Annotated in this window: 15 protein-coding genes and 1 pseudogene; 9 read left to right on the forward strand and 7 right to left on the reverse strand. The window is 62.8% G+C overall.

Annotated features, from left to right (window positions below):
- Positions 1-90 precede the first annotated feature (90 nt).
- Genes ftsX through ftsY form a run of 3 tightly spaced genes read right to left on the reverse strand, consistent with a single transcriptional unit; the run spans position 91 to position 3,100 of the window.
- Positions 91-1,101: a permease-like cell division protein FtsX gene (gene ftsX / locus DQ405_RS02810; protein WP_168422835.1), complete on the reverse strand. Its 1,011-nt coding sequence runs from the start codon at positions 1,099-1,101 to the stop codon at positions 91-93.
- Positions 1,098-1,769, reverse strand: a complete 672-nt coding sequence (gene ftsE / locus DQ405_RS02815; RefSeq protein ID WP_168422836.1) for a cell division ATP-binding protein FtsE — start codon at positions 1,767-1,769, stop codon at positions 1,098-1,100. The genes ftsX and ftsE overlap by 4 nt, the downstream gene beginning before the upstream one ends.
- Complete coding sequence (gene ftsY / locus DQ405_RS02820) at positions 1,766-3,100, reverse strand: signal recognition particle-docking protein FtsY (RefSeq protein ID WP_168422837.1); 1,335 nt, start codon at positions 3,098-3,100, stop codon at positions 1,766-1,768. The genes ftsE and ftsY overlap by 4 nt, the downstream gene beginning before the upstream one ends.
- 236 nt (positions 3,101-3,336) lie before the next feature.
- On the opposite strand from ftsY, the gene DQ405_RS02825 reads away from it, so the two are divergent.
- The 4 genes from DQ405_RS02825 (at position 3,337) to DQ405_RS02840 (ending at position 7,949) form a co-directional block, all read left to right on the forward strand.
- Positions 3,337-4,689 (forward strand): M16 family metallopeptidase, encoded by a 1,353-nt coding sequence (locus tag DQ405_RS02825; RefSeq protein WP_168422838.1) that lies wholly within the window; start codon positions 3,337-3,339, stop codon positions 4,687-4,689.
- On the forward strand, positions 4,682-6,220 hold the full coding sequence (locus tag DQ405_RS02830) for a M16 family metallopeptidase (RefSeq protein WP_168422839.1): 1,539 nt from the start codon (positions 4,682-4,684) through the stop codon (positions 6,218-6,220). Before DQ405_RS02825 ends, DQ405_RS02830 begins: the two co-directional genes overlap by 8 nt.
- Complete coding sequence (gene rsmD / locus DQ405_RS02835) at positions 6,220-6,819, forward strand: 16S rRNA (guanine(966)-N(2))-methyltransferase RsmD (RefSeq protein ID WP_168422840.1); 600 nt, start codon at positions 6,220-6,222, stop codon at positions 6,817-6,819. Before DQ405_RS02830 ends, rsmD begins: the two co-directional genes overlap by 1 nt.
- Before the next feature lie 155 nt (positions 6,820-6,974).
- On the forward strand, positions 6,975-7,949 hold the full coding sequence (locus DQ405_RS02840) for a hydrolase (protein ID WP_168422972.1): 975 nt from the start codon (positions 6,975-6,977) through the stop codon (positions 7,947-7,949).
- A 57-nt stretch (positions 7,950-8,006) separates the two neighbouring features.
- Here DQ405_RS02840 and DQ405_RS02845 read toward each other — a convergent pair whose 3' ends face one another.
- Positions 8,007-8,666 carry a TetR/AcrR family transcriptional regulator gene (locus DQ405_RS02845; RefSeq protein WP_168422841.1) on the reverse strand — a complete coding sequence of 220 codons (660 nt, stop codon included), beginning with the start codon at positions 8,664-8,666 and terminating at the stop codon, positions 8,007-8,009.
- A 117-nt stretch (positions 8,667-8,783) separates the two neighbouring features.
- On the opposite strand from DQ405_RS02845, the pseudogene DQ405_RS02850 reads away from it, so the two are divergent.
- From DQ405_RS02850 to DQ405_RS02870, 5 genes and pseudogenes are all read left to right on the forward strand, one after another.
- Positions 8,784-10,232, forward strand: a pseudogene (locus DQ405_RS02850) (coniferyl aldehyde dehydrogenase); the annotation flags it as partial.
- Between the two features lie 22 nt (positions 10,233-10,254).
- A complete protein-coding gene (locus DQ405_RS02855; protein ID WP_168422843.1) occupies positions 10,255-10,791 on the forward strand; it encodes a twin-arginine translocation pathway signal protein in 537 nt (178 codons plus the stop codon).
- A gap of 39 nt (positions 10,792-10,830) precedes the next feature.
- Positions 10,831-12,426, forward strand: coding sequence for a GMC family oxidoreductase (locus DQ405_RS02860; RefSeq protein WP_168422844.1), 1,596 nt, complete (start codon positions 10,831-10,833; stop codon positions 12,424-12,426).
- A 92-nt stretch (positions 12,427-12,518) separates the two neighbouring features.
- A complete protein-coding gene (gene coaD, locus DQ405_RS02865; protein ID WP_168422845.1) occupies positions 12,519-13,001 on the forward strand; it encodes a pantetheine-phosphate adenylyltransferase in 483 nt (160 codons plus the stop codon).
- 139 nt (positions 13,002-13,140) lie between these two features.
- The gene (locus DQ405_RS02870) at positions 13,141-13,392 is read left to right on the forward strand and encodes a YfhL family 4Fe-4S dicluster ferredoxin (protein WP_025243441.1); all 252 of its coding nucleotides are present in this window, start codon (positions 13,141-13,143) and stop codon (positions 13,390-13,392) included.
- Positions 13,393-13,684: 292 nt separating this feature from the next.
- Here DQ405_RS02870 and DQ405_RS02875 read toward each other — a convergent pair whose 3' ends face one another.
- The 3 genes from DQ405_RS02875 to DQ405_RS02885 all read right to left on the reverse strand — a co-directional run bounded on the left by DQ405_RS02875 (position 13,685) and on the right by DQ405_RS02885 (position 15,816).
- Positions 13,685-14,026: a multidrug transporter gene (locus tag DQ405_RS02875; RefSeq protein WP_168422846.1), complete on the reverse strand. Its 342-nt coding sequence runs from the start codon at positions 14,024-14,026 to the stop codon at positions 13,685-13,687.
- Between the two features lie 112 nt (positions 14,027-14,138).
- Positions 14,139-14,951: a bifunctional DNA-formamidopyrimidine glycosylase/DNA-(apurinic or apyrimidinic site) lyase gene (gene mutM, locus DQ405_RS02880; protein WP_168422847.1), complete on the reverse strand. Its 813-nt coding sequence runs from the start codon at positions 14,949-14,951 to the stop codon at positions 14,139-14,141.
- A gap of 55 nt (positions 14,952-15,006) precedes the next feature.
- On the reverse strand, positions 15,007-15,816 hold the full coding sequence (locus tag DQ405_RS02885) for an HDOD domain-containing protein (protein ID WP_168422973.1): 810 nt from the start codon (positions 15,814-15,816) through the stop codon (positions 15,007-15,009).
- Positions 15,817-15,961 lie beyond the last annotated feature (145 nt).

Raw genomic sequence — 15,961 nt, forward strand, 5'->3', positions numbered from 1 at the left:
GAAGCTGCAGCAGTTTAGCACTGCCGAATGAGACTGCAAGCCTGTGGAAAAGTTTCCTTACAGCTAATAAAAAGCTTATAAATCAACTACTTACCGAGGAGCAAGCTCGCTCAGATGCCTCGCTACGGCCAGCCAGGCACCAATGTACCCCAGCAACACGGCACCCAACACCAGCGACAGGCCATCCTCAGCCGGCACACCAGCCAAACCGAAATCGCTGCCATACAAGCCCGCAAGCCCGATGACCGCCTCGTTCAACCAGCCAAGGCCATACGCCAGCAGCAGCCAGGCGATCAGCCCAGCGCCCAACCCATACAGCGCACCCATGTAGAGGAAGGGGCGACGCACGTAACCGTCGGTTCCGCCAACAAGCTTGACCACCTCGATCTCGGTGCGGCGGTTTTCGATGTGCAGCCGGATGGTGTTGCCAATCACCAGGAGCAACGTCGCGATGAGCAACAGGCTGAGGCCAAACACGAAACGGTCTCCGAGCTTGAGAATCGCTGTTAACCGCTCGACCCAGAGTAGATCCAGCTGCGCCTGCTCGACCCCTGACAGCTCCGCCAAGCGCTGGCGCAACGCTTCGAGATTGTCACGATCGACTTCACTGGGGGTCACCACAATCACCCCAGGCAACGGATTTTCCGGTAGCTCGCGTAGCGCCTCGCCGAGACCGGAAAGCTGCTGAAATTCCTCCAGTGCCTGTTCGCGGCTGACCCAGCTGGCTTCAGCGACATCTGGCATCTCAAGGATTTGCTCGCGCAGCGCCTGGCCCTGCTGAGCGTCCACGTCCAGCTGCATAAACAGGGAAATCTGCGCCGCCCGCTGCCAAGACCCGCCGAGGCGCTCGACGTTATCCAGCAATAGCGCCAGGCCCATGGGCAGGCTTAACGCAACCGCCATGACCAGGCAGGTAAAGAAGCTGCCGATCGGCTGTTTAACCAGCCTGCCGACGCTGTCGACCACGCTGGCACGATGGCTTTCTAGCCACGCATGAAACAGCGTCTTGAAGTCCGGCTCGTCGCTTCGAGGCTGCTCGGGCTTGTTGCGCACACCACCGGCGCGCTCTGCCGGGTTCGGATTCTGCTCGGGTGCGCTCATCGGGCAGCCTCCCCGTCACCGATCAATCGGCCGCGCTGCAACGTGAGCATGCGATGGCGCATGCGGGCGATCAGCGCCAGGTCGTGGCTGGCGATCAGCACGGTGGTGCCGAGACGATTGATGTCTTCGAATACACCCATGATTTCTGCTGCCAGGCGCGGATCGAGGTTACCGGTCGGTTCGTCGGCAAGCAGCAATGCCGGGCGATGGACCACGGCGCGCGCGATGCCGACGCGCTGCTGCTGCCCGGTCGAAAGATCGGATGGGAACTGCAGCGCCTTGTCTTTGAGGCTGACGCGCTCCAGTGCGGTCATCACTCGCTGGCCGATCTCGCGCTTGTTCAAGCCAAGAATCTGCAGCGGCAATGCGGCGTTGTCGAATACGGTGCGATCGAACAGCAACTGGTGATTCTGGAATACCACACCGATTTGCCGACGCAGGAAGGGAATCTGCGCATTGCTGATCCGCGACAGATCCTGCCCGGCCAGCAGCAGTTTGCCGCTGGTTGGCCGCTCCATTGCCAGCAGCAGGCGCAGCAAGGTGCTCTTGCCGGCGCCGGAGTGGCCAGTGACGAAGAGAAATTCGCCACGGCGCACATGAAAGGAGAGTTCGTGCAATCCGGTATGGCCGTTGGGATAGCGCTTGCCGACCTGCTCGAATCGGATCATGACGACGCTCCGCCCGTCCCTTTCTCGGCGAACAAGGCATCAACGAAGGCATCCGCCTCGAAGGTGCGAAGGTCGTCAATGCCCTCACCAACGCCGATGTAGCGAATCGGCGTACCGAACTGCTTGGCCAGGGCGAAGATCACCCCGCCCTTGGCGGTGCCATCGAGCTTGGTCAGCACCAGCCCGGTGAGTTCCACCGACTGGTTGAATTGTTTGGTCTGATTGATGGCGTTCTGGCCGGTACCGGCATCGAGCACCAGCAGGACTTCATGCGGTGCGCTGTCGTCGAGCTTGCCCATCACCCGACGGACCTTTTTCAGCTCTTCCATCAGGTTGTCCTTGGTGTGCAGACGTCCCGCCGTATCAGCGATCAGCACATCAATGCCGCGGGCCTTGGCGGCCTGCACTGCATCGAAGATCACCGAAGCGGAATCGGCGCCAGTGTGCTGAGCGATAACCGCGATGCTGTTGCGCTCGCCCCAGATCTGCAACTGCTCGACAGCGGCTGCCCGGAAGGTGTCACCAGCAGCCAACATGACCTTCTTACCCTCCAGCTGCAGCTTCTTCGCCAGTTTGCCGATGGTGGTGGTCTTGCCGACGCCATTGACGCCGACCACTAGAATCACGAACGGCTGTTTGCTGCTGTCTATCACCAACGGCTGCTCGACAGGCTTGAGCAGGCTGGCCAGCTCTTCCTGCAAGGCCTTGTACAACGCACCGCTGTCGGCCAGCTCCTTGCGCGAAACCCGCCGCGCGAGGTTCTGCATGATCAATGTGGTGGCTTCGACGCCGACATCGGCGGTGAGCAGACGGGTTTCGAGCTCGTCCAGCAGATCATCGTCGATGGCCTTCTTGCCCAGGAACAGGCTGGCCATACCTTCGCCGATGCTGGCGCTGGTCTTCGACAGCCCCTGCTTGAGGCGAGCGAAGAAGCCCAGTTTGGCCGGTGGTTCGGCCACCGCGGGTGCGGGCGCCGGTTCCACCGCGACCTCAGCAAGCGCCGGGGCTTCCGGGACATCCTTGGGCTGAACGAGTTCTGGCGTGGGTTCCGGTTCAGGCTCGGCATGCAGGACTGCTTCCGGCTTGATGTCCGGCTCTACTACAGGCTCGGGCTGATCAACTGCGGGCTCGGCGCGCGACGGCTCTTCGGCCGGATGCCCTTCGTTCAGCGAGGTATCGAGTTCGTCAGCGAACGGCTGGCTGTCTTCCAGCGGCTCGGCAGGCGGCGGCTCGGCGGCCGGGCTCTGCGGCTTCTTGCGCAACCAGCCGAACAGACCTTTTTTCTCGCCAGCCGCGGCCGGCGTCTTCTTATCGTCGTTGGAACCAAACATGGAGAAGATTTTCTCAAGAGGGCGAAACGCCGGCGGCCACGCCACCGGCCAGACGGGGGCTATCCTAGCACTGCGCAACCGCCTGCGCTAAGCGCGGGCATCGAGCCGTCACACCAGGCGATACACATACGGCGTTCCGCCGCTTTGCCCTGGCCCCGACGCCCCAGTACCATGCCTGCGTGTTCCCGCCTGCCGGCACCGTCGCGGCGGGATTCATTCCTGAACGAGCCCAGAATATGCCTCTGATGTTACGCCGCGCCGCGGCCCTGTTACTCGGCGCCCTGTACCTGCCACTGGTCATCGCGGCCGACGGCCAGCCCACCCATGAATTCATTCTGGACAACGGCCTCAAGGTGATCGTGCGCGAGGATCACCGAGCCCCGGTCGTGGTATCCCAGCTCTGGTACAAGGTGGGTTCCAGCTACGAGTCGCCCGGAAAGACCGGGTTGTCCCACGCGCTCGAGCACATGATGTTCAAGGGCAGCCGCAAGCTTGAAGCCGGGGAAGCTTCGCGCATCCTTCGTGAGCTCGGCGCCGAAGAGAACGCGTTCACCAGTGACGATTACACCGCTTATTATCAGGTGCTGGCGCGTGATCGGCTGGCCGTGGCCTTCGAACTGGAAGCCGATCGCCTGGCCAGCCTCAAGCTGCCGGCGGACGAGTTCGCCCGAGAAATCGAGGTAATCAAAGAGGAGCGCCGGCTGCGCACAGACGACAAACCGAGCGCGCTCGCCTATGAGCGTTTCAAGGCCATGGCCTATCCCGCCAGCGGTTACCACATCCCGACGATCGGCTGGATGGCCGACCTCAAGCGGATGACCATCGACGATTTGCGGGCTTGGTACGAGGCCTGGTATGCGCCCAACAATGCCACCCTGGTAGTGGTCGGCGACGTCACGCCGGACGAGGTGCGCACGCTCGCCGAACGTTATTTCGGCCCCATCGAAAGCCGCCCGACACCCAGCGCCAAGCGCCCGCTGGAGCTGGACGAGCCGGGCGAGCGGCGGCTCACCTTGCATGTGAAGACACAGGTGCCCAGCCTGATCATGGCCTTCAATGCGCCAGGGCTGGCCACCGAGGAAGACCCTCGGAAAATTCATGCCCTGCGGCTGATCAGCGCCTTACTCGACGGCGGCTACAGCGCCCGTCTTCCGCAGCAGCTGGAGCGCGGCGAGGAGTTGGTGACCAGCGCCTCGGCCTGGTACAACGCCTACGCCCGCGGCGATAGCCTGTTCGTGCTCAGCGCCGCGCCCAATATGCAGAAGGGCCGCACGCTGGAGGAAGTCGAAGCCGGTCTCTGGCAGCAACTCGAACGGCTCAAGCAGACCGCACCCTCTTCGGAAGAACTGGAACGGGTGCGCGCGCAGGTCATCGCCGGCCTGGTCTACGAGCGCGACTCCATTACTCAGCAGGCCACCACCATCGGCCAGCTGGAGACCGTCGGTCTGTCCTGGCGGCTGATGGATCAAGAGCTCAGCGCGCTCGAGGCGGTCACGCCGGACGACATCCAGCAGGCCGCACGCAGCTTTTTCACCCGCTCACGCCTGAGCGTTGCTCATGTCCTGCCCGAGGAGTCCGGCGATGAATGATCGCAGTTTATGGCGTCGCGGCCTGCTCGGCCTGGCGCTGGTGTCCTGCCTGGGGTTGAGCGCCTGTGACGACACCGGCGAAACGGCCGCCTCGATTCCGGTTCCGCCGGCCGAAACCGCCGCGACCCCCGCCGAGTCCGGGCAAGCCATCGCCAACGCCAAGCGCGACGAAACCATCCGCCTGGAATCGCTCGACGCGCTCGGCGATCAGCCGTTGCCACGGCGCGAACTGGATATCCAGAACTGGCAGACCGAAGGCGGCGCCACTGTCCTGTTCGTCGAAGCCCACCAGCTGCCGATGTTCGACCTGCGCCTGACCTTTGCCGCAGGCAGCAGCCAGGACGCTGGGGTACCAGGTCTGGCCATGCTGACCAATGCCATGCTCAACGAAGGCGTCGAGGGCAAGGACGTCACCGCCATCGCCGAAGGCTTCGAAAGCCTTGGCGCCGAGTTCGGCAACGGCTCCTACCGCGACATGGCGGTTGCCAGCCTGCGCAGCCTGAGCGCACCGGACAAGCGCGAGCCGGCCTTGCAGCTATTCAGCCAGGTGGTCGGCCAGCCGACCTTTCCTGAGGACTCGCTGCAGCGGATCAAGAACCAGGTGTTGGCCGGATTCGAATTCCAGAAGCAGAACCCGGGCAAGCTGGCCAGCCTCGAGCTGTTCGAACGCCTCTACCAAAGCCATCCTTACGCACACCCCAGCGAAGGCACACCGGAATCCATTCCCGGTATCGACGCCGACCAGCTTCGCGCGTTTCACGCCAAGGGCTATACCGCCGGCAATGCCGTGATCGCCCTGGTTGGCGACCTCGACCGCGCACAGGCCGAGGCGATTGCCGAGCAGGTCTCCGATGCACTACCGCAGGGTAACGCCCTGCCAGCACCACCGGCTCCGAGCGAGCCCGTGGCCGGCCAGCAGCACATTGACTTTCCCTCCAACCAGACCCACCTGCTGCTGGCACAACTCGGCATTCCGCGTGGCCACCCGGATTACGCCGCGCTCTATCTAGGCAACCAGATCCTCGGCGGCGGCGGTTTCGGCACGCGCCTGATGGAGGAGGTGCGGGAGAAGCGGGGGCTGACATACGGTATCTATTCCGGATTCAGCCCCATGCAGACCAACGGGCCGTTCATGATCAATCTGCAGACGCGCGCCGACCTGTCCGAGGCCACCCTGGCCCTGGTGCAACGGCTGGTCGCCGAATTCCTTGCAGAGGGCCCGACACAGGCCGAGCTGGAGCGCAGCAAGCGCGAGATCGCCGGCAGCTTCCCGTTATCCACGGCGAGCAACTCCGACATCGTCGGGCAACTGGGCAGCATCGGCTTTTACGACCTACCGCTGACCTACCTCGAAGACTTCATGCAGCAGGTCCAGGCGCTGTCGGTCGACGAGGTCAAGGCGGCGATGAACAAGCACCTCAGTCCGGACGGCTTCGTAATCGTCACGGCGGGCCCGCAAGTCGAGCAAAAACCGCTGCCGGCACCGAGCGAACAACCCCTCGAACAACCCAGCAACGTTCCGGAGCATTGATGGCCAACCCACCCATTCGCCCTTCCGCCTATGGTGGCCAGGGCCAGCTGCGCATCATCGGCGGCGAGTGGCGCAGCCGGCGCTTCAGTTTCCCCGATGCGGAAGGTCTGCGACCGACGCCGGATCGAGTACGCGAAACGCTGTTCAACTGGCTCGCGCCATATATATCCGGCGCCCGCGTGTTCGATCCTTTCACCGGTAGCGGCGCGCTCTATCTCGAGGCGCTTTCCCGCGGCGCCAGCATGGCGCTGGCGCTGGACCTGAACGCCAATGCCATCGCCAGCCTGCGCAAGCATCTGGATACGCTGAATTGCGGGCAAGGTCAGTTGCTGCAGAGCGATGCGCTGCGCTATCTGGAAACCCAGACGCCAACGCCATTCGATCTGGTTTTTCTTGATCCGCCGTTCAACAAGAACCTGCTGCAACCCGCCTGTGAACTACTGGAACACAAGGGCTGGCTGGCCAGACAAGCGTGGATCTATACCGAGAGCGAAGCCGTGCCCTCGAGCCTCGGCCTGCCCGGCAACTGGCGGCTGCATCGCGAGAAGAAGGCCGGCAAGGTGCACTACGCTTTGTGGGAGCGCAGCGGCGAAGCCTGACCCTCAGTCACAGCACTTCGTGACGCCGTCACCGACGCGTGGCTTCAATCTGCCGCGCACCGGCAGCACGGAACTACCGTAACCCGCAACAGGGCCATCCAGTGTCCGCAACCATCCCCGACACCAGCGTTGAACCTGAGCCAGACGCTACGTTCATGCCCGCCTGGTGGCTGCCTGGTGGTCATTTGCAGACGCTGTGGAACCCGTTCTGCCGTCGTGCGCCTGCGCTGCGGCGGCGCCGCGAGCGGCTGTGGCTGGCCGACGGCGACTTCATCGACCTTGACTGGTACGGCCCGCACGAGCTGGACGCGCCGCTGGTGTTGGTGCTGCATGGACTGACCGGCTCTTCCCGTTCCCACTATGTTCTCGGCCTACAACGCCAACTGGCCGAGCGCGGCTGGAGCAGTGCCGCCATCAACTGGCGCGGCTGTTCGGGCGAGCCGAATCTGCTACCGCGTGCCTACCACTCCGGCGCCAGTGACGATCTGGCCGAAGTCATCGCGCATATCCAGGCTGCACGACCGCTGGCGCCGCTATATGCGGTGGGCTATTCGCTAGGCGGCAACGTGCTGCTCAAGTACCTCGGCGAAACCGGCGCGGCGGCACCGCTGCAGCGAGCCGTGGCGGTTTCGGTACCCTATCGGCTGGATCAGTGCGCCGATCGTATCGGCCTGGGCTTTTCGCGGGTTTACCAAGCGCACTTCATGCGCGAGATGGTGGCCTATGTAAAAGACAAACAGCGGCTGTTCGTCCGCCAGGGCGCCACCGAGCACCTGTCGGCACTCGAACGCCTCGGCTCGCTGAAAGGCATGCGGACTTTCTGGGATTTCGACGGCCGCTTCACCGCCCCGCTGCATGGCTACACCGACGCCAGTGACTACTACCGGCGCGCCTCCAGCCGTTTTTTCCTGCCCGACATCCGAATCCCGACATTGCTGATCCAGGCCGAAGATGACCCCTTCGTGTTCCGCCACAGCGTGCCCGAGCCAGATGAACTCTCGGCGTCGACAACCTTGGAGCTGCACCCCAGCGGCGGCCACGTCGGCTTCGTCGAGGGCTCGCCGATCAAGCCGCGGTATTACCTGGAGCGGCGTATCCCGCAGTGGCTGATGGCGCGTTGGCCTGGATAATGTTTCGCCACCACCGAGAAAATCTGTGCCCCATCGGCGCCAGTTCAGCTAGGGCGCTCAACCCGCCGTAAACGGCCCATCCAATTGGGAAAGCAACCCGGACACAGCGGGGCGTGCCGCCTCGGTCACGAACCCCTCTTCGAGCGCCACCAGCTGGTAGATGCCTCGGCGCAACGTATCGCGGTCCAGCGCCCCATCCGGCGCGCCATTCAATGTGCAGAGGAAGCGAATCCAGGACGTCATGATGATCCAGGCGTTGACGGCCAGCGCCTCCACCTGCGGCGGCGTCATCTGGAGAATGCCGGCATCCACGAAGCCCTGATAGATACGTTGCGCGCTCAGCAGGTGGCGTTTGGCGAAGCGCCGATAGCGCTCGGCCAGGCCTTCATCACTGGTCAGCAGATGCTCCAGATCCTGATGCAGGAACCGGTAGTCCCACATCGCGGAGAGCAGCGCCTCAAGGTATCGGGTCTTGTCATCGGTGGTCAGCGAGCGGCCTTCCGGCAATTGCATAAAGGCGTCCACCTCCGCCTCATAGCGGCCGAAAAGCTCGGCAATGATCATCTGCTTGTTACGGAAGTGGTAATAGAGGTTGCCCGGCGATATCTCCAGATGCGCAGCGATGTGGTTGGTCGTGACGCTGCGCTCACCCTGCGCATTGAACAGTTGCAGGCTGGCCTGAAGGATACGGTCACGGGTCTTCGTTCTTGGGGACATTGCGCAGGGGTTCATCCGTCTCGCTAAAACCGGAAGGCAAAGGTAACCCGGCAACCGTAGCCATGCATCCGATTGACAGACTAGAGCAATTACTCTAGAACCACAGCATCCGCCCGCTGCCCCGGAGCATCGCCCGTGCTTGCCGATGTCAGTTACATGAATCAATCCGACGTTGAGATCGAACGCCTGCAGTCGCTATTCGAGCGCCAGCGCAGCGCTTTCCAATCCAATCCGAGCCCAACCGCAGAGGATCGCCTGCAAGCGCTGGAGGCGCTGCATGATCTGCTCGCCAGCCATCAGCAGACGCTGATCGAGGCTATTAGCGAGGACTTCGGCAATCGCGCGGCAGACGAAACGCGCTTGGCCGAGATCATGCCCAGCCTGCATGGCATCCAGCACGCCAAGCGCCATCTGCGCCAATGGATGAAGCCATCACGGAGACGCGTCGGCATGGCGTTTCAGCCGGCCAGCGCGAAGGTGGTGTACCAGCCGCTCGGAGTGGTTGGCATCATCGTCCCTTGGAACTATCCGCTCTATCTTGCCATCGGCCCGTTGATCGGCGCGCTCGCTGCGGGCAATCGGGTCTTGCTGAAAATGAGCGAATCCACTCCGGCCACCGGGCGGCTGCTGAAGGAATTGCTCGTGCAGATCTTTCCGGAAGATCAGGTCGCGGTGGTACTCGGCGAGGCCGACGTGGGCATCGCCTTTTCGCGCTTGCCTCTCGATCACCTCCTGTTTACCGGCAGCACCAGTATCGGCCGGCAGGTCATGCGCGCCGCGGCAGAAAGCCTGACCCCGGTAACGCTGGAACTGGGTGGTAAGTCGCCGGCCATTGTCTCGGCTGATGTACCGCTCGCAGACGCGGCAGAGCGCATCGCCTTCGGCAAGACGCTCAATGCGGGCCAGACCTGTGTTGCGCCGGACTATGTACTGATCCCGAGGTCACGCGTTGATGGCTTCGTCGAGGCGTATCGTCAGGTGGTGCGGCGCTTCTATCCACAACTGGCCGACAACCCGGACTACACCGCCATCGTCAATACGCGCCAGCATACCCGACTGCAAGGCTACCTCGACGATGCCCAGAGCAAGGGCGCCCGCCTCGTGCCGCTGTTCGAACAGGGCCAGGGGCGCCGTATGCCGCACCATTTGTTGCTGGACGTCACGGACGACATGCAGGTGATGCAGGACGAGATCTTCGGCCCGCTGCTACCTGTCGTACCCTACGAGGAGCTCGATCAGGCGCTCGCGTACGTCAATGCTCGCCCGCGTCCGCTGGCGCTCTACTTCTTCGGCTACGACAAGACGGAGCAGCGCCGCGTGCTGCGTGACACCCACTCCGGCGGCGTCTGTCTCAACGACACCCTGTTGCACGTCGCCCAGGACGACCTGCCCTTCGGCGGCATCGGCCCCTCTGGGATGGGCCATTACCACGGACACGAAGGATTCTTGACCTTCAGCAAGGCCAAGGGCGTGTTTATCAAACAGCGCTTCAATGCCGCGCGATTGATCTATCCGCCTTATGGCAAGGCACTGCAGAAGCTAGTCTACAAACTCTTCGTGCGCTGAGCATGCACCGGTGACAACAACAATGACACGCACCGAACACTTCATCAGCCGGCGCAGCCTGCTTCGGGTCGGCCTGTTTGGCAGCGCTGCCCTGGCGGGAGCCGGTCTGCTGGGCTCCCTCGCAGGCTGCAGCGCCGAACGCCCCACCGCAGGTTTCCTATACCTGCGTAGCAGCGATCTGCCGATGCTCCGTCGGTTGACACCGGTACTGCTGGAAGGCGCGCTACCTTCGACGAGCATACCGCGCGCTGTTCAAGGCACGCTGGAGAGCCTCGACCTAGGTCTCGCTCATCTGTCGCCTGCTGTCTCGAAACAGGTGCAGCAGATGTTCGACCTGCTCAGCCTTCCGCTGACCCGCGGCCCTCTCACCGGTATCTGGGGCAGCTGGGAGCAGGCGCAGGACGCCGAGATACATGCGTTTCTTCGGCGTTGGGAGAACAGCTCGATCGATTTGCTGCGACAAGGCCATGTTTCGCTTCAGCAAATGGTTCTGATGGCCTGGTACGGCCGCCCCGAGTCCTGGGCGCATTGCGGATATCCCGGGCCACCATCGATCTAGCGGCACCACAAACGCGCTCACGCCACAGCGAGGAACAAAATGCCAGTTTCAGATCCCATAGCCGATGGGCTGGCCCGGGGCTGGAGAACCCATGATGGGTCGCGGCTCGAGCACGATATGACCCTGGAGGCTGACATCGCCATCGTTGGCAGCGGCGCGGGTGGCGCCACCAGTGCGGCAATGCTCAGCGCTGCCGGGTTTAAGGTGCTGTTGATCGAAGAAGGGCCACTGCGCAGCAGCCGCAACTTCGACATGCAGGAACCTGCTGCCTACGCCTCGCTCTATCAGGAGGCGCTTGGCCGTACCAGCCAGGACGGCGCCATCACGATCCTGCAGGGCCGTGCGGTCGGAGGCTCGACGTTGGTGAACTGGACGTCGAGCTTTCGCACCCCGACGCCGACGCTCGAACACTGGGCCCGGGAACACGCCGTCAAAGGACTTTCTCCCGAGGCCCTGGCACCCTGGTTCGAGCAGATGGAGCATCGTCTGGGGATCGAGCCCTGGCATCTGCCCGCCAACGCCAACAATCAAGTGATCCGTGATGGCTGCGAGGCCCTGGGCTACAGCTGGGCGGTAGTTCCACGAAACGTGAGGGGCTGCTGGAACCTCGGCTATTGCGGCATGGGCTGCCCGACCAACGCCAAGCAATCGATGCTGGTGACGACCATTCCCGCGACTCTGGATGCCGGAGGAGAGCTGCTCTATCTCGCCCGCGCCAAGCGTTTCCTCATGAAAAACGAGCGCATCGTGGCGCTGGAATGTTCAGCCATGGACCCGCGTGCCATTGCGCCCACCGAGAGCAAGATTCGCATTCACGCACGTCACTACATACTCGCGGGCGGCGGCATCAACACCCCCGCGATCCTGCTGCGTTCGGATGCGCCGGATCCGCACCAGCGCATTGGCAAGCGTACCTTCCTGCACCTGGTGAACTTCTCCGCCGCGCAGTTCGATGGCGTCATCAACCCCTTCTATGGCGCGCCACAAACGATCTACTCCGATCAGTTCCAGTGGGACGACGGCACCCGCGGGCACATGTCATACAAGCTGGAAGTGCCGCCAGTACATCCCGCCCTGGCCGCCACGCTGCTGGGCCGCTTCGGTACCGAAAACGCGCTGCGCATGGAACAGCTGCCGCACACGAACGCGATGCTGGCGCTGATGCGCGACGGGTTCCATCCCGACAGCGCCGAAGGCCAGGTACAGTTGCGCAGCGATGGCTCGCCCACCCTCGATTATCGGATGACCGGTTATACCTGGGATGGCATCCGTCGTGCCTATCACAGCATGGCGGAGATTCAGTTTGCCGCTGGCGCCAAGGCCGTATTGCCGCTGCACAGCGACGCGACGTACACCGCCAACCTGAAACAGACCCGGGAGATGATCGACGGCCTGAGCCTGGAGATCTATCGCACACGCCTCGGCAGTGCGCATGTCATGGGCGGCTGCGCCATGGGTGAAGACCCGCGTCAGGCGGTCACCGACAGCCTCGGTCGGCATCACCAGCTGGAAAATCTGTCGATCCACGACGGTTCGCTGTTTCCCACCAGCATCGGCGCCAACCCGCAATTATCGATCTATGCGCTGGCAGCGAAGTTGTCCAGCCAGCTCGTCGAACGATTGAACCGCGCCTGACCGCGAGGAACAGGCCATCCGCCTTGAAGCTTTACGCTGCCGTTACCGAGCCGCTACCATCCAGACCCCCACGCCTGCGTCAGGACGCCGCGATGAATCGAGTGTTGTATCCCGGAACCTTCGACCCGATCACCATGGGCCACACCGACCTGGTCGAGCGCGCCTCTCGCCTGTTCGACGAGGTGATCATTGCGGTCGCTGCCAGCCCCAACAAGAATCCGCTATTCCCGCTTGAACAGCGCGTGGCGCTTGCGCAGGAAGTGACGGCGCACCTGCCGAATGTGAAGGTGCTGGGCTTCTCCACGTTGCTGGCACACTTCGTCATCGAGCAAAAGGCCAACGTCCTGCTGCGAGGCCTGCGTGCAGTGTCTGATTTCGAGTATGAATTCCAGCTGGCCAACATGAACCGGCAACTGGCACCGGACGTCGAAAGCCTGTTCCTGACCCCGTCGGAAAAGTTTTCCTACATTTCCTCGACCCTGGTGCGCGAAATCGCCAGGCTCGGCGGCGATGTCACCAAGTTCGTCCATCCGTCAGTAATGAAGGCGCTTACCGAGCGCTACGCCTCGCGCTAGAGCGCCTGGGCGCTGGCACTGAGCGCGATGACCGGCACAGGCCGAAGCACTGCCGCGTGCACCCGGCGAGCAGATGCGGCAAAATTGGCGCGTCGTTTTTACCTGCGCTGCGGCTCATGCCGCAGCTGGAGTTAGCTGGATGTCCTTGATCATCACCGATGACTGCATCAACTGCGATGTATGCGAGCCCGAGTGCCCGAACAGCGCGATTTCTCAAGGCGAGGAAATCTACGTCATCGATCCCAATCTCTGCACCGAGTGCGTTGGCCATTACGACGAACCGCAGTGTCAGCAAGTCTGCCCGGTTGACTGCATCCCACTCGACGAAAGCAACGTCGAGAGCAAGGACGAACTGATGCAGAAGTACTTGATCATTACCGGCAAGGCCTGATCAGCACACACTGGCGACCGCTCTCACTCGGCTGGGGTCAAACCGTCGGCCGATCCCACCGCGCCGCTCCCGCTCCGCGCAGCCTTCGCTCCGACATGAGCGGCATATCGACAAGTCCCCGATGATCCGAAAACCTCCGCTTGCGACCCAACACAGCTCATGCGTGAAATCGCGTGAGTCTGTGTGCGGAGAAGCAGAGTCGATTGCTCAGAAACGACACGGCTTCGCGCGCATTCAAGCGGCGAAGCGTGGGACGCAGGCTGGATGTTCCGGCCTGCTGACGCTGACTGAGTCAGTCCTGGCGGTTATAGCCGACGCGGGTGCAACCTAGGCACCGGGCGAACGCAGCAGCACCGGGCTCAACCACCAGCGCCTGGCCGGTTTCCTTGATGCCGCCGCCCATGGCGCTGAACGGCAGGCTCACGACGAACAGACCGGCGCCGATGGCGGTGGCGGCAATCAGCAGCGGACGGGCGATCAGCAGGTCGCCGACTATGGAGAATGCCTTGGGCGCTTCGACGGTGTACATCGGATCGCCGCTGGCGTTCTGCTGCACCGATTGCGCCTGTACGGGCATCGCCAGCAGGCCGGTGGTGAGGGCCAAGACAACAGCAGTGGAGCGAAACAGTTTCATGGTGTGGTCCTTCAGCTGGGCGAAACGAGGCAGATGATTGTTGTGGCGGTCACTATAGCAGCGGCCAGCCGTTGTTGATCGTGAACGCGTCAATGCCTGCGCAGCCATCGCACTATCGCTGGCAACGTCCGCAATAGACACTGGCGCGCTGCCCAAGGCGGATTTCGCGCAGGGTCGAACCGCAGCTCTTGCAAAAATCCCCACCACGACCGTAGACGAATAGCTCCTGCTGGAAATAACCGGGCTTGCCGTCGCCGCCGACGAAGTCGCGCAAGGTCGTCCCGCCGCGCTCGATGGCATAAGCGAGCACCCGCTTGATCTCGGCGGCGAGCTTGAGATAACGCGCCCGAGAGACCGTACCGGCTGCCCGCCGCGGATCGATGCCGGCGGCGAATAACGCCTCGCTCGCGTAGATGTTGCCGACACCCACCACCACCGCGTTGTCCATGATGAACGGCTTGATGGCCATGCTGCGCCCGCGCGACAGCTGGAACAGGCGGTCGCCATCGAAGTCATCGCTGAGCGGCTCCGGGCCGAGGCTGGCGAGCAGGACATGACTCAGCGGTGCGTCGCTCCAGAGCAGCGCACCGAAGCGGCGTGGATCGGTGTAGCGCAGCGCCATGCCCGTTTCGAGGACGATATCGACGTGCTCGTGCTTGCCGACTGGCAGGTCCGCCGGTACCAGCCGCAAGCTGCCGGACATGCCCAGATGGGCGATCAGCGTGCCGACTTCGGCCTTGATCAGCAGATACTTGGCGCGTCGCTCGACCGCCTCGATGCGCTGGCCGGACAGGCGAGCGTCGAGGTCGTCCGGGATCGGCCAGCGTAACCGTCGCTCGCGCACGATCACGCGGCTGACATGCTGGCCGACCAGGTGCGGTTCGATGCCGCGACGGGTGGTTTCGACTTCGGGAAGTTCAGGCATACAGACTATCGAGAATGAACCGGGAGGCGACCTTAGCAGCTATTGCATCGCGTGGTCAGCCCACGCCCAGCTCGCGAATGCTGCCCTTGAGGTAGTCGAAATCGTACTCGGACAGCCCGACATATTCGAGCACGTGTTGCGCCACAGCGGACCATTCGTGGTCGTCCGGCTGATCGCCGAGCACCCGATGGCAGGCGCAGATGTGCTCGGCCATTTTCAGAATCGCCAGCAGCGTCTTGATCTGCGGATCGCTGCATTCGTCTTCGAACAAGGCCAAAGCGTTGTGATGATTAGCGATGGCTTCGCATAGATGCACCGGTAGTTTCCAGGAACGCGCCACGAAATAGCCGACAACCGCGTGGTTGGTACTAAGCACTCGGTTTTCGATGTCGGTCACCCGCGTCTGAACACTGGCGCTGGCGTAGGCTTCCTCCAGCACACCCATGTAGCTGGGAAAGCGCGTGAGCATCAACGGGATGCCGCAGTTGTGGAACAGCCCCAGGGTGTAGGCTTCATCAGGCGCCGGATGTCCGATGCGCTTGGCCAGGGACAGACTGGTCATGGCGACATCCTGTGCGGTGTCCCAGAACCGATTGAGCGTGACGATGGCCGCATCGCTGAGCTCGCCCCGAATCGATTGCGCGTTGATCAGGTTGATCACCGAGCGACAACCCAGCAGGTTGACCGCTTGCTGAATCGAGGCGATGCGGTTGGCGAGGCCGAAGAAGGGAGAGTTTACGGTCTTCAGCAGGGCGCCAGAGAGGCCCGGGTCCTGGCTGATCAACCGGGCGATAGCGTGCAGATCCGGGTCCGGCATGACCTGTTCCATCTGCAAGTCAACCATGATCTGCGGCTGCGGCGGCACGCTGATGCCTTGCAGCACGCTGCGGATCTGCTCATCGGAGAGTTCGATTGTCATGAAAGTGACCCGGCCCGGCGAATAGCACTTGGCCATCATGGAAATGAGCGCGAACTTTGGCCGAGAACATGGTCGGATTTCAAGTAGCTCC

The organism is Pseudomonas sp. SST3 (genome assembly GCF_003325755.1).

Coding starts and splice junctions, on each gene's coding strand:
- ftsX (WP_168422835.1), bottom strand. CDS start 1,101: ATGAGCGCACCCGAGCAGAATCCGAACCCGGCAGAGCGCGCCGGTGGT.
- ftsE (WP_168422836.1), bottom strand. CDS start 1,769: ATGATCCGATTCGAGCAGGTCGGCAAGCGCTATCCCAACGGCCATACC.
- ftsY (WP_168422837.1), bottom strand. CDS start 3,100: ATGTTTGGTTCCAACGACGATAAGAAGACGCCGGCCGCGGCTGGCGAG.
- DQ405_RS02825 (WP_168422838.1), top strand. CDS start 3,337: ATGCCTCTGATGTTACGCCGCGCCGCGGCCCTGTTACTCGGCGCCCTG.
- DQ405_RS02830 (WP_168422839.1), top strand. CDS start 4,682: ATGAATGATCGCAGTTTATGGCGTCGCGGCCTGCTCGGCCTGGCGCTG.
- rsmD (WP_168422840.1), top strand. CDS start 6,220: ATGGCCAACCCACCCATTCGCCCTTCCGCCTATGGTGGCCAGGGCCAG.
- DQ405_RS02840 (WP_168422972.1), top strand. CDS start 6,975: ATGCCCGCCTGGTGGCTGCCTGGTGGTCATTTGCAGACGCTGTGGAAC.
- DQ405_RS02845 (WP_168422841.1), bottom strand. CDS start 8,666: ATGTCCCCAAGAACGAAGACCCGTGACCGTATCCTTCAGGCCAGCCTG.
- DQ405_RS02855 (WP_168422843.1), top strand. CDS start 10,255: ATGACACGCACCGAACACTTCATCAGCCGGCGCAGCCTGCTTCGGGTC.
- DQ405_RS02860 (WP_168422844.1), top strand. CDS start 10,831: ATGCCAGTTTCAGATCCCATAGCCGATGGGCTGGCCCGGGGCTGGAGA.
- coaD (WP_168422845.1), top strand. CDS start 12,519: ATGAATCGAGTGTTGTATCCCGGAACCTTCGACCCGATCACCATGGGC.
- DQ405_RS02870 (WP_025243441.1), top strand. CDS start 13,141: ATGTCCTTGATCATCACCGATGACTGCATCAACTGCGATGTATGCGAG.
- DQ405_RS02875 (WP_168422846.1), bottom strand. CDS start 14,026: ATGAAACTGTTTCGCTCCACTGCTGTTGTCTTGGCCCTCACCACCGGC.
- mutM (WP_168422847.1), bottom strand. CDS start 14,951: ATGCCTGAACTTCCCGAAGTCGAAACCACCCGTCGCGGCATCGAACCG.